The organism is Ruegeria meonggei, assembly GCF_042768335.1.
Taxonomy (GTDB): domain Bacteria; phylum Pseudomonadota; class Alphaproteobacteria; order Rhodobacterales; family Rhodobacteraceae; genus Ruegeria; species Ruegeria meonggei.
This window is the reverse complement of record NZ_JAXHBT010000001.1, coordinates 2,434,832-2,458,249: the sequence shown is the minus strand read 5'-3', so window position 1 is coordinate 2,458,249 and position 23,418 is coordinate 2,434,832. Positions and strand designations below refer to the sequence as shown.

At 57.9% G+C, this 23,418-nt stretch carries 22 protein-coding genes; 10 read left to right on the top strand and 12 right to left on the bottom strand.

Features of this window, described 5'->3' with window-relative positions; translation table 11 throughout:
* Positions 1-115: 115 nt before the first annotated feature.
* Complete coding sequence (locus SJY13_RS12040) at positions 116-1,684, bottom strand: 2-isopropylmalate synthase (RefSeq protein WP_377191225.1); 1,569 nt, start codon at positions 1,682-1,684, stop codon at positions 116-118.
* Between the two features lie 288 nt (positions 1,685-1,972).
* Between SJY13_RS12040 and SJY13_RS12035 the strand changes: the two genes are divergently transcribed.
* A complete protein-coding gene (locus SJY13_RS12035; RefSeq protein ID WP_377193625.1) occupies positions 1,973-2,638 on the top strand; it encodes an SDR family NAD(P)-dependent oxidoreductase in 666 nt (221 codons plus the stop codon).
* 10 nt (positions 2,639-2,648) lie between these two features.
* Here SJY13_RS12035 and SJY13_RS12030 read toward each other — a convergent pair whose 3' ends face one another.
* Positions 2,649-4,124, bottom strand: coding sequence for an MORN repeat-containing protein (locus SJY13_RS12030; protein ID WP_377191224.1), 1,476 nt, complete (start codon positions 4,122-4,124; stop codon positions 2,649-2,651).
* A gap of 147 nt (positions 4,125-4,271) precedes the next feature.
* Here SJY13_RS12030 and SJY13_RS12025 point away from each other — a divergent pair, with 147 nt between their 5' ends.
* From SJY13_RS12025 to SJY13_RS12015, 3 genes are all read left to right on the top strand, one after another.
* Positions 4,272-5,930 carry an NAD+ synthase gene (locus tag SJY13_RS12025; RefSeq protein ID WP_377191222.1) on the top strand — a complete coding sequence of 553 codons (1,659 nt, stop codon included), beginning with the start codon at positions 4,272-4,274 and terminating at the stop codon, positions 5,928-5,930.
* Positions 5,931-6,223: 293 nt separating this feature from the next.
* The gene (locus SJY13_RS12020) at positions 6,224-6,517 is read left to right on the top strand and encodes a hypothetical protein (protein WP_377191220.1); all 294 of its coding nucleotides are present in this window, start codon (positions 6,224-6,226) and stop codon (positions 6,515-6,517) included.
* A 160-nt stretch (positions 6,518-6,677) separates the two neighbouring features.
* A complete protein-coding gene (locus tag SJY13_RS12015) occupies positions 6,678-8,006 on the top strand; it encodes an NAD(P)/FAD-dependent oxidoreductase (protein WP_377191218.1) in 1,329 nt (442 codons plus the stop codon).
* 5 nt (positions 8,007-8,011) lie between these two features.
* Here the strand turns inward: SJY13_RS12015 and SJY13_RS12010 are convergent, their stop codons facing one another.
* Positions 8,012-8,944 (bottom strand): MBL fold metallo-hydrolase, encoded by a 933-nt coding sequence (locus SJY13_RS12010; protein WP_377191216.1) that lies wholly within the window; start codon positions 8,942-8,944, stop codon positions 8,012-8,014.
* Between the two features lie 116 nt (positions 8,945-9,060).
* Between SJY13_RS12010 and SJY13_RS12005 the strand changes: the two genes are divergently transcribed.
* Both SJY13_RS12005 and gltX read left to right on the top strand, forming a co-directional pair.
* Positions 9,061-9,495 (top strand): DUF1801 domain-containing protein, encoded by a 435-nt coding sequence (locus SJY13_RS12005; RefSeq protein WP_377191214.1) that lies wholly within the window; start codon positions 9,061-9,063, stop codon positions 9,493-9,495.
* Between the two features lie 74 nt (positions 9,496-9,569).
* Positions 9,570-10,895, top strand: coding sequence for a glutamate--tRNA ligase (gene gltX / locus SJY13_RS12000; RefSeq protein ID WP_377191212.1), 1,326 nt, complete (start codon positions 9,570-9,572; stop codon positions 10,893-10,895).
* Between the two features lie 53 nt (positions 10,896-10,948).
* On the opposite strand, the gene SJY13_RS11995 is transcribed toward gltX, so the two are convergent.
* The gene (locus SJY13_RS11995) at positions 10,949-11,518 is read right to left on the bottom strand and encodes a gamma-glutamylcyclotransferase family protein (RefSeq protein WP_377191210.1); all 570 of its coding nucleotides are present in this window, start codon (positions 11,516-11,518) and stop codon (positions 10,949-10,951) included.
* A 95-nt stretch (positions 11,519-11,613) separates the two neighbouring features.
* On the opposite strand from SJY13_RS11995, the gene SJY13_RS11990 reads away from it, so the two are divergent.
* A complete protein-coding gene (locus SJY13_RS11990) occupies positions 11,614-12,060 on the top strand; it encodes an RrF2 family transcriptional regulator (protein ID WP_085822849.1) in 447 nt (148 codons plus the stop codon).
* Positions 12,061-12,062: 2 nt separating this feature from the next.
* Here SJY13_RS11990 and SJY13_RS11985 read toward each other — a convergent pair whose 3' ends face one another.
* The gene (locus SJY13_RS11985; RefSeq protein ID WP_377191208.1) at positions 12,063-14,591 is read right to left on the bottom strand and encodes an ABC transporter permease; all 2,529 of its coding nucleotides are present in this window, start codon (positions 14,589-14,591) and stop codon (positions 12,063-12,065) included.
* Complete coding sequence (locus SJY13_RS11980; protein ID WP_377191206.1) at positions 14,588-15,283, bottom strand: ABC transporter ATP-binding protein; 696 nt, start codon at positions 15,281-15,283, stop codon at positions 14,588-14,590. The genes SJY13_RS11985 and SJY13_RS11980 overlap by 4 nt, the downstream gene beginning before the upstream one ends.
* 47 nt (positions 15,284-15,330) lie before the next feature.
* Here SJY13_RS11980 and SJY13_RS11975 point away from each other — a divergent pair, with 47 nt between their 5' ends.
* A complete protein-coding gene (locus tag SJY13_RS11975; RefSeq protein ID WP_377191204.1) occupies positions 15,331-15,969 on the top strand; it encodes an arylesterase in 639 nt (212 codons plus the stop codon).
* Here SJY13_RS11975 and SJY13_RS11970 read toward each other — a convergent pair whose 3' ends face one another.
* The 6 genes from SJY13_RS11970 to ettA all read right to left on the bottom strand — a co-directional run bounded on the left by SJY13_RS11970 (position 15,970) and on the right by ettA (position 21,775).
* The gene (locus SJY13_RS11970; RefSeq protein WP_085822845.1) at positions 15,970-16,530 is read right to left on the bottom strand and encodes a L,D-transpeptidase; all 561 of its coding nucleotides are present in this window, start codon (positions 16,528-16,530) and stop codon (positions 15,970-15,972) included. It lies immediately after the preceding gene.
* A gap of 309 nt (positions 16,531-16,839) precedes the next feature.
* On the bottom strand, positions 16,840-17,718 hold the full coding sequence (locus SJY13_RS11965; RefSeq protein WP_377191202.1) for a sulfotransferase domain-containing protein: 879 nt from the start codon (positions 17,716-17,718) through the stop codon (positions 16,840-16,842).
* A gap of 132 nt (positions 17,719-17,850) precedes the next feature.
* A complete protein-coding gene (locus SJY13_RS11960) occupies positions 17,851-18,057 on the bottom strand; it encodes a cold-shock protein (RefSeq protein WP_085822843.1) in 207 nt (68 codons plus the stop codon).
* A gap of 232 nt (positions 18,058-18,289) precedes the next feature.
* Entirely contained in the window at positions 18,290-19,324 is a 1,035-nt protein-coding gene (locus SJY13_RS11955) for a sulfotransferase domain-containing protein (protein ID WP_377191200.1), read from the bottom strand.
* A 43-nt stretch (positions 19,325-19,367) separates the two neighbouring features.
* Positions 19,368-19,967, bottom strand: coding sequence for a hypothetical protein (locus tag SJY13_RS11950; protein ID WP_143534885.1), 600 nt, complete (start codon positions 19,965-19,967; stop codon positions 19,368-19,370).
* 140 nt (positions 19,968-20,107) lie between these two features.
* Positions 20,108-21,775 (bottom strand): energy-dependent translational throttle protein EttA, encoded by a 1,668-nt coding sequence (gene ettA / locus SJY13_RS11945; protein WP_085822840.1) that lies wholly within the window; start codon positions 21,773-21,775, stop codon positions 20,108-20,110.
* Between the two features lie 546 nt (positions 21,776-22,321).
* Here ettA and SJY13_RS11940 point away from each other — a divergent pair.
* Together SJY13_RS11940 and SJY13_RS11935 are read left to right on the top strand one after the other, a co-directional pair.
* Complete coding sequence (locus SJY13_RS11940) at positions 22,322-22,705, top strand: MOSC domain-containing protein (protein ID WP_377193623.1); 384 nt, start codon at positions 22,322-22,324, stop codon at positions 22,703-22,705.
* 32 nt (positions 22,706-22,737) lie between these two features.
* On the top strand, positions 22,738-23,358 hold the full coding sequence (locus tag SJY13_RS11935) for a nicotinate-nucleotide adenylyltransferase (protein ID WP_377193621.1): 621 nt from the start codon (positions 22,738-22,740) through the stop codon (positions 23,356-23,358).
* Positions 23,359-23,418 lie beyond the last annotated feature (60 nt).

Genomic DNA, 23,418 nt, shown 5'->3' with positions numbered 1-23,418 from the left:
CCAAACGAGTTGGGCCTGGCAGCACGCCGGCGGCGCGCTGCCGGGCCCAATGCCGCAAGGGTGTTCGGCGAAGCCGGGCTGCCGCGGGAGCGGGAGCCCCTCTGTCAAAAGCCGCTCAGGTCAGGTCTTTGTAACTGATCTCGCGCGTGTCCGCGCCGGGGCCCGTCTTTTCGCGACGCACGATCAGCCGATTCAAGGCGTGGATATAGGCCTTGGCAGAGGATACGACCGTGTCGGTATTTGCCGACTGGCCGGTTGCGATCATGCCGTCCTCTTCCAGCCGAACTGACACGGTGGCCTGAGCGTCAGTGCCTTCGGTCACCGCGTGCACCTGATACAGCTGCAAATGCGCCTTGTTGGGATAGATCGCGCGGATTGCCTTGAAGGTGGCGTCAACCGGCCCGTCGCCATGGGCGGTTGCGATGATGTCTTTGCCGTCGACCTCCAGCTCTACCGTCGATTCCGCCTGACCCCCGGTGCCGCAGGTGACCTTCATCGACACCAATTGCAGGCGGTCATCCTCTTCATCCAGTGTCATTAAGGCGATGAGGTCGTCGTCGAACACCTCTTTCTTGCGATCGGCCAGATCCTTGAACCGAACGAAGATATCCCTGAGCTGGTTGTCCCCAAGCTCATAGCCCAGCGTCTCCAGCTTATCGCGTAACGCGGCCCGGCCCGAGTGTTTTCCCAATGGCAAAGACGTGCCGGACAGGCCGATATCCTCGGGGCGCATAATCTCAAAGTTTTCGCGGTTCTTCAGCATGCCGTCCTGATGGATGCCGCTTTCATGGGCAAAGGCATTTTTGCCGACGATGGCTTTGTTGAACTGCACGTTAAAGCCCGACACCGTCGCCACCCGGCGCGAGATATGCATGATCTTTGTGGTGTCGATCCCGGTGTTCCAGGGCATGATGTCATTGCGGGTGCGCAGGGCCATCACGACCTCTTCCAGCGCGGTGTTGCCTGCGCGCTCACCCAGCCCATTGATGGTACATTCGATCTGACGCGCCCCACCGGCCACAGCGGCCAGTGAGTTCGCGGTCGCCATGCCCAGGTCGTTATGGCAATGGGTGGCAAACACCACCTCATCCCCGCCTGGAACCGTTTCAATCAGGCGTTTGATCAGGTCCGCCGATTCCACCGGCGCGGTATAACCTACGGTGTCGGGGATGTTGATCGTGGTGGCACCGGCCTTGATCGCGATCTCGATCACACGGCACAGGTAATCCCATTCGGTCCGGGTCGCATCCATCGGCGACCATTGTACGTTTTCGCACAGGTTGCGCGCGTGGCTGACCGTTTCGTGGATCTTGTCGGCCATTTCGTCCATGGACAGGTTCGGAATGGCGCGGTGCAGCGGTGAGGTGCCGATAAAGGTGTGAATCCGGTTTTTGCCGGCGTGTTTCACCGCCTCCCAACAGCGGTCGATATCGGCAAAGTTGGCACGGGCCAACCCGCAGATGCGGCTGTTTTTCGACCGCTCGGCGATTTCGGATACGGCCTTGAAATCACCCTCTGAGGCAATGGGGAACCCGGCCTCGATGATGTCGACGCCCATATCATCCAGCAGCTCGGCAATCTCAAGCTTTTCGGCATGGGTCATAGTTGCGCCGGGGCTCTGCTCGCCGTCACGCAAAGTGGTGTCAAAGATCAAGACGCGGTCTTGGTCAGTTACGTTGGTCATGGGAATCTCTTTCTTGTCTGTCCTAAAGCCAATGGCGCGCGGGCGTCCTCCTCTGAGCGGGCGCGCCGGATGGCACGCTCAGAGGCGGATTAGGATCAGTAGGCCACGCAGCGACGCACCGCAAAGGGCGGTGTCGGCAAAATGGATATCTGCGCGGTTGATCATGGGGCAGAATGTATACAGAGCCCGTCTGGAATGAAAAGACCATTTTACGGTCTGATCTCGCCCAAAGGGCTTCTTTTGAACCCAATTGTTGACCCTTTGGGCAGGGCGGCTAACTGTTTCGGCATGAACAACGCATTGATCATCGGCGCAACTGGGGGAATCGGACAAGCGCTGAGCCACAGCCTGGACGGGCAGGGGGTTGCGGTGCGCGGCTTGTCCCGTTCAGCCGAGGGATTTGACCTGACCGACCCCGACGGCGTTGACCGGGCACTGCGGGCATTGGAGGGACCGTTTGATCTGATCCTCGTCGCATCCGGCGCATTGGAGATCGCAGGCACCGCACCGGAAAAGAGCCTGCGCGCGGTCTCGGCATCTGCGATGATGGACCAGTTCGCGTTGAACGCAGTGGGCCCGGCCTTGGTTCTGCGCCACGCCGCGCGTTTGCTGCCCCGCGATCGTCGCGCCGTGTTTGCCGTTTTGTCGGCGCGCGTTGGGTCAATTGACGACAACCGACTGGGCGGTTGGATCAGCTATCGCGCCGCAAAGGCCGCTGTGAACCAAATTGTCCGCACGGCGGCAATCGAACTGACGCGGACCCATAAGCACGCGATCTGTGTCGCCCTGCACCCCGGAACGGTCAAAACTGAATTCACCCGCAAGTATCTTGGTCGCCATCCAGCGGTTGAGCCTGAAGACGCGGCCGCAAACCTGTTAGGCGTGATACAGGACCTGTCCCCGGCGGATACGGGCGGTTTTTACGATTGGGAGGGGAAGCCGGTACCCTGGTAAGCGGCTGACCTTAACCGTCGGGGGTTTCGGCGTCAGACGGCACCGGTTCGGGGACCTCGGCAGGTTCGGTCGCGCCGGGCGTTGCCTCGGCATTGTCTGGCGCTGCGATCTTGTTGTTGTCCCAGACGCCGGTTTCCTCTTGGCCATTGGCATAACGCATGGTGCCGTTGCCTTGCCGTTTTGCATCCACAAAACTGCCTTCGTACACATCGCCACTGGGATAGGTCGCAACCCCCTGGCCGGTGATCTTGCCTTCGGTCCATTGACCGGAAAAGCTGAACCCGTTGGCCATGACGATCTCGCCCTGACCGTGGCGTTTACCTTCCTGAAAATCTCCGGAATAGACGGTCCCGTCCGGATAGGTCGCCATACCCTTGCCTTGCTTCAAACCGCCAATCCAGTCGCCTTCGTAGCTGTACCCGCTGGCAAGTGTCAGAACACCTTTTCCGTGGTTTTTGGCGTTCTTGAACTGCCCTTTGTAAACCGTACCGTTGGGATAGGTCGAAACGCCCTGACCTTCGATCACACCGGCGATCCAGTCGCCCTCATAGGTGGAGCCGTCCGTGTAAGTGATCCGGCCTTTACCTTCGGCTAGATCCGCTTGGAAATCGCCAACATAAATCGCCCCGTCCGGATAGGTCATCTCACCCAGGCCTTCGATCTGACCATTGGCCCATTCTCCGACGTAAACAAAGCCGTCAGTGCCGGTGTATACACCCTGACCATTGCGGGCATCGTCAGCAAATTCGCCTTCATAAACGTCGCCATTTGCAAAAACGATTTTGCCATTTTGGCGGCGCCCATCGACCAGGGCGCCTTCGAAAACGTCGCCATTGACAAATGACAGCCGCCCGTTGCCTGTCATGCGGTCGTCGACCCAATCGCCGACATAGGTCATGATGTCGGGCTCGGTCAGAGTGCCCTGACCGTGGCGCAGGCCGTCTTTGATGTCGCCCTCATAAACGCCACCTTCCGAGTAGGTTATTTTGCCTTTGCCTTGTTTGATGCCGCTGACCCAGTCGCCGTCATAGCTGTAACCGCTGGGAACGGTCATCACGCCCTTGCCGTGATGGCGTGCATCCTGAAACCCGCCCTCATAGCGGATTCCGTTGGCATATTGGGCAATGCCCGTGCCGTTGACCGATCCGTTGGACCATTCGCCCTCATAGGTGCTGCCATCGGCATAGATGATCTTGCCCTGCCCCTCGGGCTGACCCTTGGCGAACATCCCTTCGTATATCGCGCCGTTCGGGTAGTGGGTTACCCCCTGTCCCTGGATCTCACCATTGACCCATTCGCCTTCATACAGGAACCCGTTGGGCAGCCGGTAGCTGCCGGTTCCGTGGCGCAAGCCATTTTCGAAGGTACCTTCATAGACGCCGCCGACCTCGTCATCCTTGACGATCACCTGATCACTCTGAGCAGTGGCATACGAGGCGATCAGTGCGATCGCGGTTGCGGCAATTGAAATGCGGAATGCTGTCATGATCGTTCCTGCCTGCCCGGGGGGTCATCCTTTTGCGCAAAACTAAGGTACAGGCGGGGGCAGAGCAACGGCTTTTGCCGCATTTGCCTTTCACTCGCGCAACGATCTGCTAAATGGCAGTAAGACTGACGAGGGCAAGAGGGCAGCATGGCCGACCGTTTCCGCATCACTCTGGCGCAACTCAACCCCATTGTGGGGGATATTGACGGCAACGCAGCCATGGCCTTTGCGGCCTGGGAACAAGCGCGTGACGCCGGGGCCGATCTGGTGGCATTCCCCGAAATGTTCATCACCGGCTACAACACCCAGGATCTGGTGATGAAGCCGGTCTTTTACAGGGCTGCGATGGCCGCAGTCGAAGCCCTGGCCGCGCGATGCGCCGACGGTCCGGCCTTGGCGATTGGCGGGCCGTGGTGCGAAGACGACAGCCTGTTCAACGCCTATCTGATCCTCAAGGGGGGGCGGATTGGCAGCAAGGTCCTTAAACATCACCTGCCCAACGAGACAGTGTTTGACGAGGTGCGCCTGTACGATTCCGGCCCGCTGGGCGGCCCGTATTCTGTTGGCAATTCGCGCATCGGAAGCCCGATTTGCGAGGACAGCTGGCATCCTGACGTGGCCGAGACACTAGAGGAAACCGGGGCCGAGTTCCTGTTGATCCCCAATGGGTCACCCTATTTCCGCAATAAATACGATATCCGCCTGAACCATATGGTGGCCCGCGTGGTCGAAACCGGGTTGCCGTTGATCTACCTCAATATGGTTGGCGGGCAAGACGATCAGGTGTTTGACGGGGCCACTTTTGGTCTCAATCCGGGCGGAGAGCTGGTATTTAGGATGCCCGTTTTTGACGAGTCCGTGACTCATATCGACCTTGAGCGTGGTGATGGCGGTTGGCGCATCGTACCGGCCGAGATTGTGCCGCAACCGGACGAATGGGAACAGGACTATCGCGCGATGGTGCAATCCCTGCGCGACTATATGGGTAAGACCGGGTTCAAGAAGGCTTTGCTAGGGCTGTCAGGCGGCGTTGATTCCGCGCTTGTTGCCGCCATCGCGGTGGATGCGATCGGCGCCGAAAACGTGCGCTGTGTGATGCTGCCTTCTGAATACACCAGCCAGGCGTCGCTGGACGACGCCGAAGCCGTCGCCAAGGCGCTGGGCGTTCACTATGATTATGTGCCAATCTCGGACAGCCGGGCTGCGGTGACGCAAACTCTGGCCCCGCTTTTTGCCGGGCGCGATGCGGATCTGACCGAAGAGAATGTCCAGTCCCGGTTGCGTGGATTGTTGCTGATGGCGATCTCGAACAAATTCGGCGAGATGCTGCTGACCACCGGCAACAAGTCCGAGGTCGCGGTCGGATATGCCACAATCTATGGCGATATGAACGGGGGCTATAATCCGATCAAGGACCTGTACAAGACGCGTGTGTTCGAGACCTGCCGCTGGCGCAATGCAAATCACCGGGATTGGATGATGGGACCGTCGGCTGAAGTGATCCGGCCGTCGGTTATCGATAAACCGCCAAGTGCTGAACTGCGTGAGGATCAGAAAGACAGCGACAGCCTGCCGGATTACCCGGTTCTGGACGCCATTCTGGATATTCTGGTCGATCAAGAAGGTTCGATCGCTGATTGTGTTGCGGCCGGCTTTGACGAAACGGACGCGCGCCGTGTCGAACATCTGATCTACATCAGCGAATACAAGCGGTTTCAATCCGCCCCGGGTACGCGTCTGACCAGCCGGGCGTTCTGGCTGGATCGCAGGTATCCGATCGTGAATCGCTGGCGTGACCAAGGTTGAGCGGACCGGGAATCGCCGGAGTTTGCGATTTTCGTTTCCTCAATAGGCCCAGTGATGGCCTGAAAAAGGTCATTGTTTCCCGGCTGGGGTGTATTAACGACTTTCTTGGCTCCTGAACAACAGGCGTCTTGAAATTGCGACATTTTTTTGCCACATTTTAGCTTAATTGACGCCTCATATGGGGCGGGGCGACACATCTGAGCTGGGTTTTTTTGGTGTTCCGGCGAATGCAAGCTGGGGCTGAATGTGACGCATCCTGTGTTGAATGTCTGAGTTAACGATTTGGTGTTATTATGTATGAAGGATATGACAAGCCGCTTCACGCGCCGCTAAAATACAAGGCCATGGAATCCGAAGGGCGCGCTCTGGATGAATCCAAGCTGGATTCGGCCCTTGCCGACCTTTTCAGCGAAGACTCCGACGAAGAGCCCGCGCAACCGGTCGCTGCCGAAGTCGCAGCACGGACTGAACAGGTTTTTCCCGATCTGACTGAACAGGAAGAGATTGATCTGGACGCTGTTTCTGAAGAAAGCGGCTTGGGGGCTGCGCTTCTACAGAAATGGGCTGAATTTCGCGGCGCAGCTTGATCATTGGATTTCGAACCAGGTAACGGCGGCTTTTCAGCTGCGCGTTTGGCGCGATAGCCACATCACCTGAAAATCGTCACACGCACATCGCAAGACGTGTTGCCAGTTCGCGCATCCCGCGCCTTCATTGGGCTTTGGACAATGAAGTTAAGAGCGGTTGATGCCCGGCCCAAAACCTACCCCCGTCGAAGCAGACTATTCCCTTCCCAAAACCGTGGATGTCGTCGTCATAGGCGGTGGCATTGTCGGGGCCTCCACCGCGTTGGAATTGTCCGAACGCGGGGCATCCGTTCTGCTATGCGAAAAGGGCCAGATTGGCGCTGAGCAGAGCTCTCGCAATTGGGGGTGGGTGCGTCTGGGGCTGCGCGACCCGCGCGAGGTTCCCCTTATGGTTCAATCGCTTGGCCTTTGGCAGGGGCTGGATCAACGTATCAGTCGCAAGACCGGATATACCCGTTCCGGCATCGTGTTTGGCGCGGCAAACGAGAAAGAACGTCAGGAGCTTGAGCGCTGGACGCGCCATGTGGAAGGGTTGCAAACGGGTGCCAGGATCGTCTCTGGTTCTGAGCTGGACGCGTTGGTGCCGGACAACCGGGTTGGGCTGAATTTCGCGCTGCATATGCCACAGGACGGCCGGGCCGAACCGCAATGGGCAGCCCCCGCCATTGCCGAGGCCGCACGCGACAAGGGTGCGGTCCTGATGACCAACTGCGCGGTGCGCAGCCTTGACGTGCAAGAGAGTCGGGTGGTCGGCGTGGTCACCGAGCGTGGGCGCGTGGCTTGCGATTGGGTCGTTCTGGCCGGTGGTGCCTGGTCCCGGTTGTTTGCTGGAAATGCCGGTATCGATTTGCCGCAGCTCAAGGTTATGAACACGGTGCTGCGCACTTCGCCAGTTGATGGGCCCGAGGCGGCGTTCTGGTCCAAAGGGTTCGCTATCCGAAAACGCGTGGATGGCGGATATACCATCGCCTCGGGGCACGAGAACATTGTGGATCTTGTTCCTGACAGTTTTCGATTGGCCGCCCGGTTTCTGCCTGCCTTGGCGCACGAGTGGCGGTCGTTACGGTTTCGGTTGTCAAGCCGCTGGTCGGTCGAGGCGGGTCAGGACCGCACCTGGCTGCCGACGGATGTGACCCCGTTCGAACATTGCCGCATCCTTGATCCGGAACCTTCGCAAAAGATTCTGCGACAAGCTTGGGCGCATGCCCGGCGCGGTCTACCAGAGCTGGAACAGACAGAGATTGTGCAAAGCTGGGCTGGGATGATCGATGTCACGCCAGACGCTATCCCTGTGATTTCGGGCGTCGACCAAATTGAGGGTATGTTTATCGCAACAGGCTTTTCCGGCCACGGCTTTGGCATTGGCCCCGGCGCAGGCCGCCTGATGGCTGACCTGGTTGCCGGAACCAAACCCTGTGTCGATCCGACCGCCTTTCGCCTGTCCCGGTTCACGGATGGTTCAAAAGTGCGGCCGGATGCGGGGTTCTAACCCTCTCAGCCCATCATTTGATAGCTGACCGGCACAAAACGGAACCCGTCTCCACGGGATTCGACATATCCGGCAGCCGGGAAGGGCATATGATAGCCGATCATCGGCACTTTATCGGCGGTCAGCATGCCCAGCACATTGCGCCGCGATGCGGTTGCCGCGGCCTTGTCCATGTCAAAGCGGACCTCCCATTCGGGATGTGCAAATGACCAGACATAGTGGTTGGCCAGATCCGCCGTCAGCACCAGCCGCTGGCCGTTGCTTTCCAGATGGTAGACCGTGTGGCCCGGTGTGTGTCCATGGGCAGCTACGGCTGTCACGCCAGAGGTCACCTCTCCTCCATCGTCAAGGAAGGTCATCTTTTCAGCCAAGGGGGTGACCTTGGCAGCGACCAGATCGCCAACACGGTTGCCCGCATCCTGTGCCGCCCAGAAATCATATTCAGGCGCGGTAGTGACAAAGCGCGCGTTCGGGAAGGTCGGCGCGTCATTCGTGGTCATGCCGCCGATATGGTCGGGATGCATGTGGGTGATAACGACAACGTCGATTTGATCGGGGGTTACACCCGCATCCGCCAACGCAGCCTGAATCCCCCCTTGGCCCAGACCTGAGTCGAACAGAACCAGCTCGGACCCGGTATTGACCAGCGTCGGAGTGAAGAAGAACTGTGCCACATCGGGCGAGATGAAGTTGTCCGCAGAAACCTTGGCAAAATCCTCATCCGAGGCACCACCGCCAAAAATCTCTTGGGCGCCATCGCGGGGCAGGCTGCCATCCAGCAAGGTTGTGACGGTGAAATCTCCCAGTGCAAAAGATTTGGCGATGGGCGAGTTTGCTTTGGTTTCAGCTCCGGCCGCTAGAACCGGTGCCGCGACTGCGGCAAAGGGCAAAGCTGCGGCGGAACCCAGTGCCGCGCGGCGTGTCAGTTTGATGGTCATGTTGGTTCTCCCTGTCAGAACACCAATAGGTGAGTTAGGTCGGTAGAGGTCTCTTGCCAGTTTATACCCTGTTCAAATGGGCTGCGTGGATGAACAATACGTGTTAATTTTTGTTTATGTCGCGATCTAAAAACAAAACTGTTCCCACAGATCACAGCGTTGACCAGTTTCTGGCCGCAGTCCAACCTGAAAAGCGGGCCGAGGATGCGCAGGCGCTGAACACCCTTTTTCGATCCGTTACCGGGTTTGCACCGGTAATGTGGGGGACATCGATCGTGGGCTACGGTCGGTATCACTATCGCTATCATTCCGGGCGCGAGGGGGATTTTCTTGCAACCGGGTTTTCCCCACGCAAGGCCGCGATGTCGATTTACATCATGCCGGGTTATGCGGACTTTGGGGGCATTCTGTCCCGCTTGGGGAAACACAGGATCGGCAAGTCCTGCCTGTACGTGAACAAGTTGGCGGATATTGATCTGGACGTTCTGTCTGAATTGATCCGCGCGGGTCTGGATGATCTTGAACGGCGTTGGCCCATCGAGTCCACCTGACCCATTGTTGAATGCGGCGGCGGCTGGACAAAAACGTACCCATGTGACATGAGCCGCGCCAACAGGAGATTTCCATGACCACGACCCGTTTTGCCCCGTCGCCCACTGGTTACATCCATGTGGGCAACCTGCGCACCGCCCTGATGAACTATCTGATCGCCCGCAAAGCTGGCGGTACGTTCATCCTGCGCATCGACGACACCGATCCTGAGCGGTCGAAAGAAGAATATGTCGATGCCATCAAGCAGGATATGGAGTGGCTGGGCCTGCATTGGGATCGGGTCGAGCGTCAGTCGGACCGTCTGGACCGCTATGCCGAAGCCGCCGACAAGCTACGCGAGATGGGACGGTTCTATGAGGCGTTTGAGACGCCCACCGAGCTGGACCTCAAGCGCAAGAAGCAACTTAACATGGGCAAACCACCGGTCTACGATCGCGCTGCGCTGGCCCTGTCAGATGCCGAAAAGGAATCGCTGCGGGCCGAGCGTGGCACTGGCGTTTGGCGCTTCAAGCTTGATCACGAGCGGATCGAATGGAACGACGGCATTCTTGGCGATATCTCAATCGACGCGGCTTCGGTTTCTGATCCGGTACTGATCCGGGGGGACGGTCAGGTCTTGTATACGATTGCGTCGGTTGTGGATGATACTGAGATGGGCGTGACCGATGTGGTGCGCGGCTCGGACCATGTGACCAACACAGCGACCCAGATCCAGATCATCAGCGCGCTGGGCGGCACCTGCCCGCGCTTTGCGCATCACTCGCTGCTGACCGGACCGCAGGGCGAGGCGTTGTCGAAACGACTAGGCACGTTGGCCCTGCGCGATCTGCGGGAACAGGGTGTGCAACCGATGGCGTTGCTCAGCCTGATGGCACGGCTTGGCTCATCTGATCCGGTGGAACTGCGGTCTGATATGGCCGAGCTGATCGAAGGCTTTGATGTCGCCCGTTTTGGTGCAGCACCTACCAAGTTCGACGTGCAGGACCTGTTTCCGCTGACGGCAAAGCACTTGCAATCGTTGCCCTTGGCAGACGTGTCCGAGGCGGTGGCCGATGCCGGTGTGCCAGCAGAACTAGCCGAGCCGTTCTGGGCAATGGCCCGCGAGAACATCACCACCCTGGGTGATCTCATCGGTTGGTGGGAGCTGTGTCGCGACGGGGCAGAGCCGCTGATCGCGGATGAAGATCGCGACTTTATCGCCGAAGCGATGAGGCTGCTGCCCGAAGGCCAACTTGGTGGTGAAAGCTGGGGCACATGGACCGCAGCCGTGAAAGAGGCGACAGGTCGCAAGGGCAAGGGCCTGTTCATGCCACTGCGCAAGGCGCTGACCGGTATGGAACGTGGCCCAGAGATGGCAACCTTGCTGCCGCTGCTGCAGGTGATCCGCGCCCGCGGCTGATCGCGTCTGTTCAAAAATTCGAAAAAGGCGGGGTTCGCAGGCCTCGCCTTTTTCTATGCGGTCTGCACGATGCGCGCAGCACAGCGGCGCAAGCGATCATCAACGAACTCAGTTTCGGCCATCTTCAGCTGTTGGTGGCGTGGATAACGCGGCGCGTCGCGGTCGTTTAGAACCGGCGCGTCCCACCCATCGGTGGTGGCGAAAAAGCGGTCTGCCCCGCCTTCGCCGAAGGCCCGCAGATACCCCTGCACAACTACGTCGATATAGCTGAGCAACAGCGGGTGATGGCTGCTGGGTTCACCGTGGCGTCCCTGCGGCACGGAATAGACTGCGATTTCAATGTCATGGGTCAGGGGGTGCTTCACAGACTGAGTGGCGGGTATGCGATCATAAGCCCATTCCCGTTCATCCAGTGCGGCCCAGTCATTTCGGGGGACATGGGCAATCATCCCCTCGATCTCGGCCTGCGGGTCCGGGACTGCAGTCAAAAAGGCAACTGGGCGCAGATCGGTATGCCGCCAGGCGCGCCGCCATCCTTTCAACAGCGCCGGGCGCGGATCGGGAAAATCGTGGGTCGAAAGGTTCACAAGGCTGCCATAGCCAAAGAAATAAGGGTCTGCCATGTGCTGCTGCGTCCTTTTTGAGCGATTGATGTATGTCAAACCGCTTTTTTGCAGGACATGCAATAAGGCTGCATCGTGATTTTAGGGAGGCCCTTATGCGGATTACCAAACGGACGAACATTGCGGTGCGGCTGTTGATGTATTGCGCGGCACACCCGGACAGGCTGGTGACAAAAGCCGAGATTGCGGATGCTTGCAACATCTCGGAGAACCACCTGGCGCAGGTGATCAACCAACTGAGCCAGTTGAATTACCTCAGCACCTTGCGCGGGCGCAACGGCGGCATGACACTGGCCCGCCCTGCGGATCAGATCCGTATCGGATCGGTGTTTCGCCACGTCGAGGGCAACTTGCCCCTGGCTGAGTGTTTTGCGGATGCAGACAACACCTGCCCCCTGACGGATGCTTGCCGCTTGCGGCTGGCTCTGCAGGATGCAGCCGAAGTGTTCTATGCCTCATTGGATATGATTACGCTGGACGCGTTGGTCTGCGACAACCACCAGCTGTTGCAGATCCTTCAGCCAGTGGCCTGCGTACGCTGAGTTTAATCGCTGGCCCGCAAAATGCGGGCCGGGCGCACTGCCAGTGGGCGCAAGGCAAAAGCCAGACCTGCGCCCAAGGTCACAAGGATTCCGGCCAACACGATGCCAAGGGCCGAGGACCAGATGACCGTAAAGCTGGTGTCAAAGATATAGGTGGCAACGGCCCACCCCCCCAATATGCCGGTCAGCAACGCGACACTTCCTGCAGCCGCGCCCAGCAGCACGGCACGCAGAGCAAAGCTGAGCAGTATCCGCCGCCGGTCTGCGCCCAGCGTCTTGAGAACCGCGGCCTCATATCGGCGCGCAGGTTCCCCTGCCGCTGCCGCCCCGATCAGGACCAGAAACCCTGTCAGCAGCGAAACACCAGCGCCGTAGGACGTTGCGGCTGCCAGCCCGGCCAACAGGCCGGAAACGCGGTCGATTGCATCCCGAACACGGATCGCCGTGATGTTGGGAAACTGCCCGGCCAGATCGCGCAGGATGGCGGCCTCGGCCTGTTCCTCGGCATAGACAGTTGCGATAAAACTGTGCGGAGCCCCGGCCAACGCCGAGGGGTTCATCGACATGATAAAGCCCATGCCAGCGGTTGAGAAATCGACCTCGCGAAGAGAGGTGATCTGTGCGGTAATGTCCCGGCCCAGGATATTTACGGTCAGCTCATCGCCTAAGGCCAGGCCCATTTCCTGCGCCTCTTCCGCGGCGAAGCTGATCTGTGGCGTGCCTGCGTAACCCTCGGGCCACCATTCGCCGGAAATGATCCGCGCGTTTTCCGGAGGCAGAACGGAATAGGTCACCCCCCGGTCCCCGTCTAGAACCCAGTGATCCCCGGCCACATCGCGTGCGGGGCTTCCGTTGATCTGGGTGATGATCCCCCGCAGCATCGGCGCGCTTTCAATCCGGCTGACGGCGGGATCGTCTTGCAGCCGCGCGGTAAAGCCCGACATCTGGTCCTTTTGAATGTCGACAAAGAAATAGGAGGGTGCAACATCTGGCAGGTTACCCGAGATTGCGTTGCGCAAGGTACCGTCAATCTGCCCAACAGCGGCCAGAACCGACAACCCCAACCCCAGCGATAGCACAACCGATGCCGCGCCTTCCCGCGGGTTGGAAATGGCCGACAGGGCCCACCGCAATGCCGGGCGTCCCCTTGCGGGGGCGGCAGCGATCCGCGCCAGCTTGCGGATCGCAAGGGCACACAGTGACAACAAAACCAGGGCGCCGACCAGCCCGCCGCTTGTCCACAAGGTCAATCGGGTCGAGCCGCTGAACCAGGCCGCGGACGTGATCAGCAAGGCCAGGCCAATGCCGGTCGCCGCAACATACCGCGCGCGTGGGATGGCACGGGCCGACGACAGCGCATCGCGGAACAGGGTCGCCGCACGGACCTCCTCGGTGCGGGCCAGGGGCCAGAGCGTAAACAGGAACGCGGTAAGAATCCCATAGAGCGCAGCCTCGGCAAGGGGGCGGGGATAGAGCGAGAAAACGGCGGGAACAGGCAGGCGGGCCTCGATAAGCGGTGCCAGCAGCAGGGGCAACATCCCGCCCAAAGCGATCCCCAGCGCTGTGCCGATCCCCGACAGCACCCCGATCTGGAGCATATAGGTTTGAAAGATCGTTACCCGATCGGCCCCCAAAGTACGCAATGTCGCGATGGTTTCGGTCTTTTGGGCCAGATAGGCTCGGACGGCCGCTGAAACGCCGATGCCGCCGACCGCAAGGCCGGACAGCCCGACCAGCACCAGAAACGCGCTGAGGCGGGCGACAAACTCGGCAATCCCCGGCGCGCCGTTGCGGGCATCGGTCCAGCGCATTCCGGTGCCGTCAAAGCTCTGATCGGCCTCGGTAGACAACTGTTCCAGGTTGACACCGGGTGGCAGTGCCAGCCTGTATTTGGTGGAAAACAAGGTGCCCGGTGCCAGCAGGCCCGAAGTCTGCAAATCCGCCGTTCGCACCAATGTCCGCGGCCCCAACGCAAACCCATCCGCGGCCCCATCGGGTTCATGGATCAAAGCGGCGGTCAGGACAAACTTTTGCGAACCCAGCGCAAAGCGATCGCCGACACGCAGATTGAGCCGATCAATCAAAGATGGGTCCATCACCGCGCCCGGCAATTCCTGATCGCCGTCCAGTGCTGTGGCAAGTGATAAGTCAGGCTTCAACGTCGCCGTTCCTACCAGAGGATAGGCTGCGTCCACCGATTTCACTTGTGTCAGTGCACGTTGCGTCTGACCACCTTGCTGAACGACAGCCATCGAGCGGAAATCGACCACCTCGGACATGTCCGTCGCGGTCTGCTGCATCCAGGCGCGCTCTTCGTCATTGGCGAAACGGTAGGTGAATTCAAGCTGCGCGTCCCCGCCCAGCAGGGATGCGCCCTCTTGCGTTAACCCGGCTTGAATCGCAAAGCGGACAGAGCCGACTGCGGCGATGGCCGCGACGCCCAAGGCCAGACAGGCCAGAAACACACGAAAGCCGCGCAATCCTCCGCGCAACTCGCGACGGGCCAGCCGCCCGGCCAGTTTCAGGCTCATTCTGCGGCCTCATGCTGTGCTTCGTCCGAGATACGGCCGTCCCGCAATCGCACCACCCGATCGCATTTCTGCGCCAGGCTATGGCTGTGGGTGACCAGGACCAGCGTTGCGCCGTGCCGGTCGCGCAGACCAAACAGCAAATCGACGATGGCAGTGCCGGTCTTTTGATCCAGATTGCCGGTGGGTTCATCCGCCAACAAAATCCGCGGGCGTGGGGCCGAGGCGCGCGCGAGTGCCACGCGCTGCTGCTCTCCGCCTGACATCTGCGCCGGGTAGTGGTCCCGGCGATGCGACAGGCCAACCGAATCCAGCTCGGCCTCGGCCCGGGCGAACGTATCCTTGTGCCCGGCCAGTTCCAGCGGGGTTGCTACGTTTTCCAGGGCCGTCATAGTAGGGATCAGATGAAAGTTCTGAAACACCACACTGATCGTGTTGCGCCTGAACCGGGCCAATGCATCTTCGTCCATGTCGGTCAGGTCGCGCCCCAGAGCGGTGATTGTCCCGGCGCTCGCCTGTTCCAGCCCGCCCATCAGCATCAGTAGCGAGGATTTGCCAGACCCGGATGGACCAACCAACCCCAGCGTCTCACCTTTTGCCACGTTTAGAGAGATATCGTGCAGAATATTCACCCGGCCGGCATTGCCATCCAGAGACAAAGCGGCATTCTGGAGCGAAAGAACAGGTGTCGTCATAAGTAACTCCAAACGGGAACGGTCAATTGGGATATGGAGCAGTTCAGATGTTACGCAAGACTTTGATGTCGATGCTGTTTGTGTTCTGCGGCTTTGCAGCCACAGCCGAGCAGGTGGTGATTGCTGCGTTGGGGGATTCACTGACGCAGGGCTACGGGTTGCCGGAACAGGATGGTTTTGTGCCTCAGCTTGACCGATGGCTCAAGGAACAGGGTGCGGATGTGCATCTGATCAATGCCGGGGTGTCTGGCGATACAACGGCTGGTGGCGCGGCCCGGGTCGCGTGGACACTGACGCCGGATGTGGACGGATTGATTGTGTCGTTGGGTGGAAATGATTTGTTGCGCGGCATAGATCCGGCGGTTGCGCGTGCCAATATTGAGGCGATCGTCAAAACGGCGGCAGAGTCGGACGTGGATGTCTTGTTGGTCGGGCTACAGGCACCGGGAAATTATGGCGCGGATTACAAGACGGCCTTTGACGCGATCTATCCCGATCTAGCCGAGCTTTACCAAACCGGTTACGCCCCCAGCTTTTTCTCCGGGCTAAGCGCAGAAAACGACCCCGAAGCAGTTCGTACCTTTATGCAGCGAGACGGCATTCACCCAAATGCTGAAGGCGTGGCTCGGATCGTTGAAAACCTCGGCCCTCTTGTGTTGGATCTTGTCGCCGTTGCCGGCCAATGATCAAACGACAGTGACCACGGTGCCTATTGGTACACGCTCATATAAATCCATCACATGCGAATTCAGCATCCGGATACAGCCGTTTGACGCGGCGCGTCCGATGGTTTGCGGCTGGGTGGTACCGTGAATACGGAAATACGTATCAACACCGTTCTGAAACAGGTACAGCGCGCGTGCCCCCAAGGGATTGCCGTCGCCACCAGGCTGGACATAGTCGTTATCTTTGAACTTTGCATAGGTGATCGGCTCGCGCTCAATCATCTCGTTTGTTGGGCGCCACGTCGGCCATTCTTTTTTGACATCAATCGTGGCGGTGCCGGTGAATTCCAGCCCCGCTTTTCCGACCCCACAACCATAGCGGACCGCCTTTCGCGGTTCGGTAACGTAGTACAGGTAGAAGGATCGTGGAACCACAAGCAGCTGACCGGGCAGAAACTCTTTCTTGATACGGACAAACTGCGGTGTGGGATCGTACTCAACGGCTTTTTTCTTTGCCACGGCAACGCCGGGCACAAGGCCAGCTGCTGCTGTTACTGTCAGGAATGTACGGCGAGTGAACATGGCAGCTCTCTTCTATAACAACATAAAATCATGACCCCAGTGTCGGAATGATAACCGATCTGGTCAATTGCCGCTGAGATTTAGGCTGTGGGGGATGTTATCGCAGGGCCACACTTATCCAGAGAAACCGCGTAACCAGGATTGGTTGGAACACCAGAGATTTAGAAATACTTAATGTTATTGGGGGGTTGTAAAACTTCGGTGTAGGCGCCAGATGCGGATCGAACAAGGCTTGTGAAATGCCGTCCAGACCCATTTGGGTGATTGAGAGTTTTGGAAACCGCCATCTGCGGGTGAAAAAAGGTAGGTTCAGAAGCCCCATAGATCGAGGGCAGGCTTGAACTTAGCGTTCATGATTTCCGCAGTCTCGGGCTTCAGCTCATCTTTCCATTGACCGCTTTTTCCAGATCTTTTGTGTTCCAATACCGCGTCACCTTGCCTGAGCGGGCTGGCCATCTGCGCCAACCGTTCGACGCTTTCGGCGCTAAGATCGATCTGCAGGTAGTCAGTGACACGTTTAAGAAATAACTCGGTCTGGGTCGCAAACTCATCGTATTTCAGAACCAAAGAGGCCTCACTGCTCTGCAAAAGCCGGTTGTATTCCAAAAGCCGTGGCAAAAGCTGGCCTTCGGTCTCTTTCAACACATAGGCATCAATGCCCTGCGCCACAATTTCTTCGCGTGTCTTGAGGAACCGTATCCTCTCTTCATGGTGCAGAGGTTCCGGGTGCGTGTATCCAAATGAGTAAAACATCGAAACCAGCACGTCACGCGGATCGCGCAAGAAGAATATGTTTCGAAACTTTTCGCGGCCAGGAAAATCCAAAGGTTGTCTCAAGGGGCCGTAGATTTCCCCGAAATGAGAGAACAGCATTTCATTGTGCCGCAACATGAATTCGTGGTCAGGCGTCGTGGTTTGATCTACCTGATTTCCCAAATCCCAATAGGCGGCCTCATAGTTGATGCTTTTGTACGGGCTTTGCTTCGCTAGCTCTATCAGCAGAGTGGTCGAGAAATTGGATGCGCATTTGTGCATCGTAAAGAACAGGGCAGAGCGCAAATCGTTGGATTGGGTCTGGCAAGCCAGAATCCTGCGTTTTTCTGTTTCAAAAAGGTCAGGTTTGGGGCGCGGTTCCGCTTTTTTGAAAGCTCTCTTTGCGGAATGGACCAGTTTGTGCAGCTTGTTCATTTCAGTCGCCTTCGAATTTTGGACAAACCAGTTTCGAAAACGTCGCCCTGTCGTTCGTATTCTTGGAGGGGGATAGTATGGTCCGGCTTGCTAAAAATTGAAAGGGTGGGCAGGTCCCACCCTTTCCAAAGCTTAGGCAAGCTCGATATTGTCGGCGCTTTCGCGGCCGTCACGACCTGCGCGCAGCTCGTATGTGACTTTCTGATTGTCGGCCAGACCGGTCAAGCCCGAGCGTTCCACAGCCGAGATGTGTACGAATACGTCCTGGCCGCCCTCTTCAGGTGCGATAAAGCCAAATCCCTTGGTGGTGTTAAACCATTTTACGGTGCCTGAAGGCATTCCGGTATCTCCTGTTTTGGTGCTGCCCACGGTGATGCGGCAGCCTGGCGTCGTCGTCTGTATCGATAGACTGAGCGCCGTTGAAGGAGACAGTAGGTCGAATTAGAGAAACGTAAGCCCTTTGGATATGGCATCGGGAAATGCGTGTGACAAGGGAAATTGGGTGTTTCTTACAGGCCTCACCTTTCACGCTTAGCCACGTCGCATCAATACCTTTCACCGTTCGCGCGGTTCAAAAACCCCATTTTCCCAACACCGGTTCAAACAGTTCGTTCAGCTTGTCCGCTGTTTCCGGCTTAAGCTCATGCTTCCACTGGCCGCTTCTTCCGGACCTTTTATGCTCTAATTCTGGCGCGCCGTCCCGAACAGGGCTGGCAAACTTAGTCAATTTTGTAAGGCTTTCATCGCTAAGTTCGATATCCAAATAGTCAGCGATTTTCTTTAAGAAGGTCTCGGTTTCTGCCGAAAACTCATCGTATTTCAGGATCAGGGGGTTTTCCGCATTCTGTAATATCTCGCCATAGCCAAGGAATCTGGGAAGAAGGTTTTCTGTGGTTGTTTCTAATACAAACCAATCGATCCCTCTTTCGATCGTTCTTTCACGTCTTTCCAGGAAAATCTTTCGCGCTTGCGTGTGAATGGGTTCCGGGTGTGTGTATGCATAGGAATAGAACATCGAGACAAGCACATCCCGGGGATCACGGAAGAAGAAGATGTGTTTAAACTTCTCACGACCTGGAAAATCGAAAGGCTTTCGAAGTGGTCCATAAATCTCGCCGTGTTTGTGAAGCAGCATATCAGAGTTTCTGCCTAAGAACTCTTCGACTGGGACTTCGACAGAATTGATTTCATCACCCAGTTCCCAATACGCGCCTTCGTAATTCATATTGGTATACGGGCTTTTGGCGTCCAGTTCGTCCAAAAGCGCTGTTACAAAAGTCGATGCGCATTTGTGAGTTGTGAAAAACAGAACAGAACGAAAGGCATCTGATCCGGCATGCGCCGCGCGGACACGGTTTTTTGCGGCTACAAATGGCTCGAACACTTCAGGTTCCGGCGGCGGGATGTCAGCGGCGCCCTCCTGATCTTGTGGTGCAACGTCTGCGTCTTGTGCGGGAACATCTGAGGCTAGAGGTGCATCACCTGAATCCTGCGAAGTTAAATCAGATGCAGGTACGTTTTCTGTCGCGCTGGGTTCAACGGCGGTCGCTTGCTGGGGCGGATGGTCCAGGCGCTTTTTTCGAAACAGGGCGCGAATTTTCTTCATTTTTGCCTCCAGCGTCATTCTGGGCGAGGAAAAGTACCAGTTGTTAAGAAATCGGCAAATTGCCTACTATTTTTTCGAATTTCGCGGAAGCCCGAAAACACTTAGGCAGTTGTGCGACGACATCGTCAATCGGATCGTAGACTTTCCCTGCACTTTCCTTGAATTCGGCCGGAATTTCCTTGGGCGCACGCGCGCGTCGCGCAGGTGGCGCAAAGTCTAATCCGGTAAACCGTGAAATGGTCTTTTGATAATCCCACAGCGCATCATAGTGAACGCACAGAACAGGGATATCCTGAAAGGTGACCCATTCTCTGATCTGCCGGGCTTGTTGCAACACGTCGCGTTGAAACAGCTCATCAAAGGTGCCAGTCGCATGCATATTATAGAAATGCTCTTTGATCCAATCCGGACCATAGCCTTCCATCGCAGAATAGACTGAAAAACTGGATTCCTTGGCCGGACCGAAACAAAAGACAACTCTGGTATCTTTGGGCCAGGTGGACAAGGTTTGTGGAAAGTCGTGGGTTTTGTACAGAAACGGAGCCTGGAATTCAGCGTCATCCAGGCGCGCAATGAACCGCGCCTGACTCGCCACTTTCGGATCCAGTTTTTTAAGCGCCTCCAACAGTGCGGTGTAGGTCATCGTACTGCCTGACCGGCCGTTGCTTGCGACGATCACACAATGATCAGGTCTGAATTTCCGCCGAATACGCGTTCGTAGCGGCGCGAGGATTTTTCGCGTGCTACGTACCCATTTTTCCGAGCGTGCCTTCAGTGTTCCTGTCATCGCGCAAACTTTTTGTGCTTTAACCGCTTGGGCTCCAATGCGTCCGGACCCAAACGGCGCTTTTTGTCTTCTTCGTAGTCCTCGAAGTTACCTTCAAACCATTCCACATGGGCGTTGCCTTCGAACGCCAGCATATGCGTGCAAATCCGGTCAAGGAAGAAACGGTCGTGGCTGATGACTACGGCGCAGCCGGCAAAATCAACCAGGGCGTCTTCCAGTGCGCGCAAGGTTTCGACGTCGAGATCATTGGTTGGTTCGTCCAGCAGCAGAACGTTGCCGCCCTCTTTCAGCAGACGGGCCATGTGAACACGATTGCGTTCACCACCTGACAGCAGTGAGACCTTCTTCTGTTGATCGCCACCCTTGAAGTTGAAGGAGGAGCAATAGGCGCGGGAATTGACCTGCGCGTCCCCCAGCTGGATGATCTCGGCACCGCCTGTGATCGCTTCCCACACGGTGTCGTTGTCCTTGAGGTCGTCGCGGGACTGGTCGACATAGGACAGCTCGACCGTGTCGCCCAACGAGATGGTGCCTGCGTCGGGCTGTTCCTGACCGGTGAGCATCTTGAACAGGGTCGATTTACCGGCACCGTTGGGGCCGATGACACCGACAATGCCGCCGGGGGGCAGGGCGAAATCCAGCCCTTCGATCAGTTGCTTGTCGCCCATGTGTTTCGACAGGCCCTCGACCTCGATCACCTTGCCGCCAAGGCGCTGGCCGTTGGGGATGACGATCTGGGCGCGGGTCAGTTTCTCGCGCTCGGACTGATCTGCCAGCTCGTTATAGGCGTTGATCCGGGCTTTGGATTTGGCCTGGCGGGCCTTTTGGCCTTGCCGCATCCAGTCCAGTTCGCGCTGCAGGGTTTTCTGCTTGGACTTGTCCTCGCGGGCTTCCTGTTCCAGCCGTTTGGCCTTTTGCTCCAACCATGCGGAATAATTGCCTTCGTAGGGCAGGCCGCGACCGCGGTCCAGTTCCAGGATCCAGCCAGTGATGCTGTCCAGGAAATAGCGGTCGTGGGTGACGATCAGGATCGTGCCCTTGTAATCGATTAGGTGCTGTTGCAACCAGGCGATGGTTTCGGCGTCTAGGTGGTTGGTCGGTTCATCGAGCAGCAGCATGTCAGGCGCTTGCAGCAGCAGTTTGCAAAGCGCGACGCGGCGTTTCTCACCGCCCGAGAGGTTGGCGATGTTGGCGTCGTCAGCAGGGCAGCGCAGCGCCTCCATCGACACATCGATCTGACTGTCGAGATCCCACAGGTTTTCGGCGTCAATCGCGTCCTGCAGGGTGGTCATTTCCTCCATCAGTTCGTCCGAGTAATTCTCGGCGATCTCCATGGCGATCTCGTTGAACCGGTCGACCTTTGCCTTTTTCCCGGCGACGCCCAGCATAACGTTTTCCCGAACGCTGAGGGCCTCATCCAGTTGCGGCTCCTGCGGCAGATAGCCGACCTTGGCGCCTTCGGCGGCCCATGCCTCACCGGTGAAATCAGTGTCGAGGCCCGCCATGATCTTCATCAGCGTCGATTTACCGGCGCCGTTGACGCCGACGACGCCAATTTTCACACCCGGCAAAAAGCTCAGGTGGATGTTTTCAAAGCACTTTTTGCCACCGGGATAGGTCTTTGAGACACCCTGCATGTGGTAGACATATTGATAGGCGGCCATGTCGCGTCCTCTGGGTCGGGGAAATCAGGTTGGGCGGGGTGATAGCGGATGGTTCGATTGGGGGCAATGGATAGGATCGTCGAAGGCGTCGGTGGACTACGAGATTGAGATTGGGTAGTTCAAGCGTGGATCATTTGGCTGCAGGATTAGGTGTACAGTTTGAGCAACTCTATTGGATTAATTGAGTTTGCCGGATACCTTTTGTGGTTCGGTTTGTTTTGCTTTTCGATGTTTCGTCTGAAGAAATTCCACTGGGAGGCCGCGCGGGCGCGCTCGGAAATCTACAGCGAACCAATCCGACGCATTGACCGAATGATGCCACCTGCTCCCGCGCATAAGTCGGAAGTCAGACCGGAAGATATTCGCTATCGGAGGTATTGGAGGAAGGCATTCTGGAGAACAATTATCGATGTTGGGTTGGCCTGGGGCCTGATGTACGTAATTAAGAAACTGGTAATTTAGGTGGCCTTGAAAGATCTCATTGCTGGTTGGGCGCAGCCGGGGCGTGTCGAATGGATCGGTCTGCGGCCTGAGCGTCGTGCGGAGATGGTCGCGGTTGAGGCAGACATGATCTCCACCATTGGGCTCGAAGGCGACCGCAGCCGCGCAGGCAAACGGGCAGTCACGCTGATCCAGCAGGAGCATCTGGCTGCTATTGGGGCTTATTTGGGACAGGGGCCTGTGGCTCCTGAGTTATTGCGGCGTAACTTGGTGGTCTCGGGGATTAATCTGGCGGCACTCAAAGGGCGGCGCGTACAGGTTGGCGAAGCCGTTTTAAGGTTCACGGTCATCTGTGCTCCGTGCAGCCGGATGGAAGAGGCGCTGGGCAGGGGCGGCTATTCCGCCGTGCGCGGGCATGGCGGCTGGTGTGCCGAAGTGGTGCAGCCCGGGCGAGTCAGGTTGGGCGATCTGGTGCAACCGGTTGATTGACAAGCTGCTGTAGTTCTGAGCAACACCAGATGATGCTACGAAACGCAATACCATATGCGCGGCCCGGGCAGGTCGTCGGGCTATTGGGCGGGTCTTTTGATCCGCCGCACCAGGGACATGTGCATATCACACTTGAGGCGATGAAAGCCTTTGGGCTGGACCGGGTGTGGTGGCTTGTCTCGCCGGGCAATCCGCTGAAAGACCATGGACCAGCCCCGCTGGAACAGAGGCTCAATGCGGCGCAGACCATGATGCGACATCCTCGCGTTGAAGTGACCGATGTCGAGGCGTTGACGGGCACACGTGCGACGGCGGATACTCTGGCGGTGCTCCGCCGGCTTTACCCGCAGGTCAGGTTTGTGTGGCTGATGGGAGCGGACAATCTGGCGCAATTCCACCGCTGGAAAGATTGGCGGTTGATCATGGATAACGTGCCCGTCGGCGTGGTTGCGCGTCCGGGGGATCGGATTTCGGCCCGGATGTCCCCTGCGGCTCGGCTGTACGGGCGCTATCGCATTGACGGGCAAGCGCGGCATCTGCTCGGGCGGGCGCAGGCTCCGGCGTGGTGTTTTGTCAATGTGCCGATGGTGGACGTCAGCTCAACTCAGATACGTACCCGAGGGGATTGGGTGAATGGGGTGTTGCCTGAATAGCCACGATGCAAGCATAATCAAATTCACCGGTTGTTTGCCAGTGATCTCTGGGATTGTATT

Excerpts from the sequence above, each read along its gene's own strand:
- SJY13_RS11965 (WP_377191202.1), bottom strand. The coding sequence starts at position 17,718 with ATGAACAAGCTGCACAAACTGGTCCATTCCGCAAAGAGAGCTTTCAAA.
- SJY13_RS12015 (WP_377191218.1), top strand. The coding sequence starts at position 6,678 with ATGCCCGGCCCAAAACCTACCCCCGTCGAAGCAGACTATTCCCTTCCC.
- SJY13_RS11960 (WP_085822843.1), bottom strand. The coding sequence starts at position 18,057 with ATGCCTTCAGGCACCGTAAAATGGTTTAACACCACCAAGGGATTTGGC.
- SJY13_RS12030 (WP_377191224.1), bottom strand. The coding sequence starts at position 4,124 with ATGACAGCATTCCGCATTTCAATTGCCGCAACCGCGATCGCACTGATC.
- SJY13_RS12035 (WP_377193625.1), top strand. The coding sequence starts at position 1,973 with ATGAACAACGCATTGATCATCGGCGCAACTGGGGGAATCGGACAAGCG.
- SJY13_RS11970 (WP_085822845.1), bottom strand. The coding sequence starts at position 16,530 with ATGTTCACTCGCCGTACATTCCTGACAGTAACAGCAGCAGCTGGCCTT.
- SJY13_RS12010 (WP_377191216.1), bottom strand. The coding sequence starts at position 8,944 with ATGACCATCAAACTGACACGCCGCGCGGCACTGGGTTCCGCCGCAGCT.
- ettA (WP_085822840.1), bottom strand. The coding sequence starts at position 21,775 with ATGGCCGCCTATCAATATGTCTACCACATGCAGGGTGTCTCAAAGACC.
- SJY13_RS11985 (WP_377191208.1), bottom strand. The coding sequence starts at position 14,591 with ATGAGCCTGAAACTGGCCGGGCGGCTGGCCCGTCGCGAGTTGCGCGGA.
- SJY13_RS11955 (WP_377191200.1), bottom strand. The coding sequence starts at position 19,324 with ATGAAGAAAATTCGCGCCCTGTTTCGAAAAAAGCGCCTGGACCATCCG.
- SJY13_RS12025 (WP_377191222.1), top strand. The coding sequence starts at position 4,272 with ATGGCCGACCGTTTCCGCATCACTCTGGCGCAACTCAACCCCATTGTG.
- SJY13_RS11935 (WP_377193621.1), top strand. The coding sequence starts at position 22,738 with ATGCTACGAAACGCAATACCATATGCGCGGCCCGGGCAGGTCGTCGGG.
- SJY13_RS11980 (WP_377191206.1), bottom strand. The coding sequence starts at position 15,283 with ATGACGACACCTGTTCTTTCGCTCCAGAATGCCGCTTTGTCTCTGGAT.
- SJY13_RS11995 (WP_377191210.1), bottom strand. The coding sequence starts at position 11,518 with ATGGCAGACCCTTATTTCTTTGGCTATGGCAGCCTTGTGAACCTTTCG.
- SJY13_RS11940 (WP_377193623.1), top strand. The coding sequence starts at position 22,322 with ATGGTCGCGGTTGAGGCAGACATGATCTCCACCATTGGGCTCGAAGGC.
- SJY13_RS11950 (WP_143534885.1), bottom strand. The coding sequence starts at position 19,967 with ATGACCTACACCGCACTGTTGGAGGCGCTTAAAAAACTGGATCCGAAA.
- SJY13_RS12005 (WP_377191214.1), top strand. The coding sequence starts at position 9,061 with ATGTCGCGATCTAAAAACAAAACTGTTCCCACAGATCACAGCGTTGAC.
- SJY13_RS12020 (WP_377191220.1), top strand. The coding sequence starts at position 6,224 with ATGTATGAAGGATATGACAAGCCGCTTCACGCGCCGCTAAAATACAAG.
- SJY13_RS11990 (WP_085822849.1), top strand. The coding sequence starts at position 11,614 with ATGCGGATTACCAAACGGACGAACATTGCGGTGCGGCTGTTGATGTAT.
- SJY13_RS11975 (WP_377191204.1), top strand. The coding sequence starts at position 15,331 with ATGTTACGCAAGACTTTGATGTCGATGCTGTTTGTGTTCTGCGGCTTT.
- gltX (WP_377191212.1), top strand. The coding sequence starts at position 9,570 with ATGACCACGACCCGTTTTGCCCCGTCGCCCACTGGTTACATCCATGTG.
- SJY13_RS12040 (WP_377191225.1), bottom strand. The coding sequence starts at position 1,684 with ATGACCAACGTAACTGACCAAGACCGCGTCTTGATCTTTGACACCACT.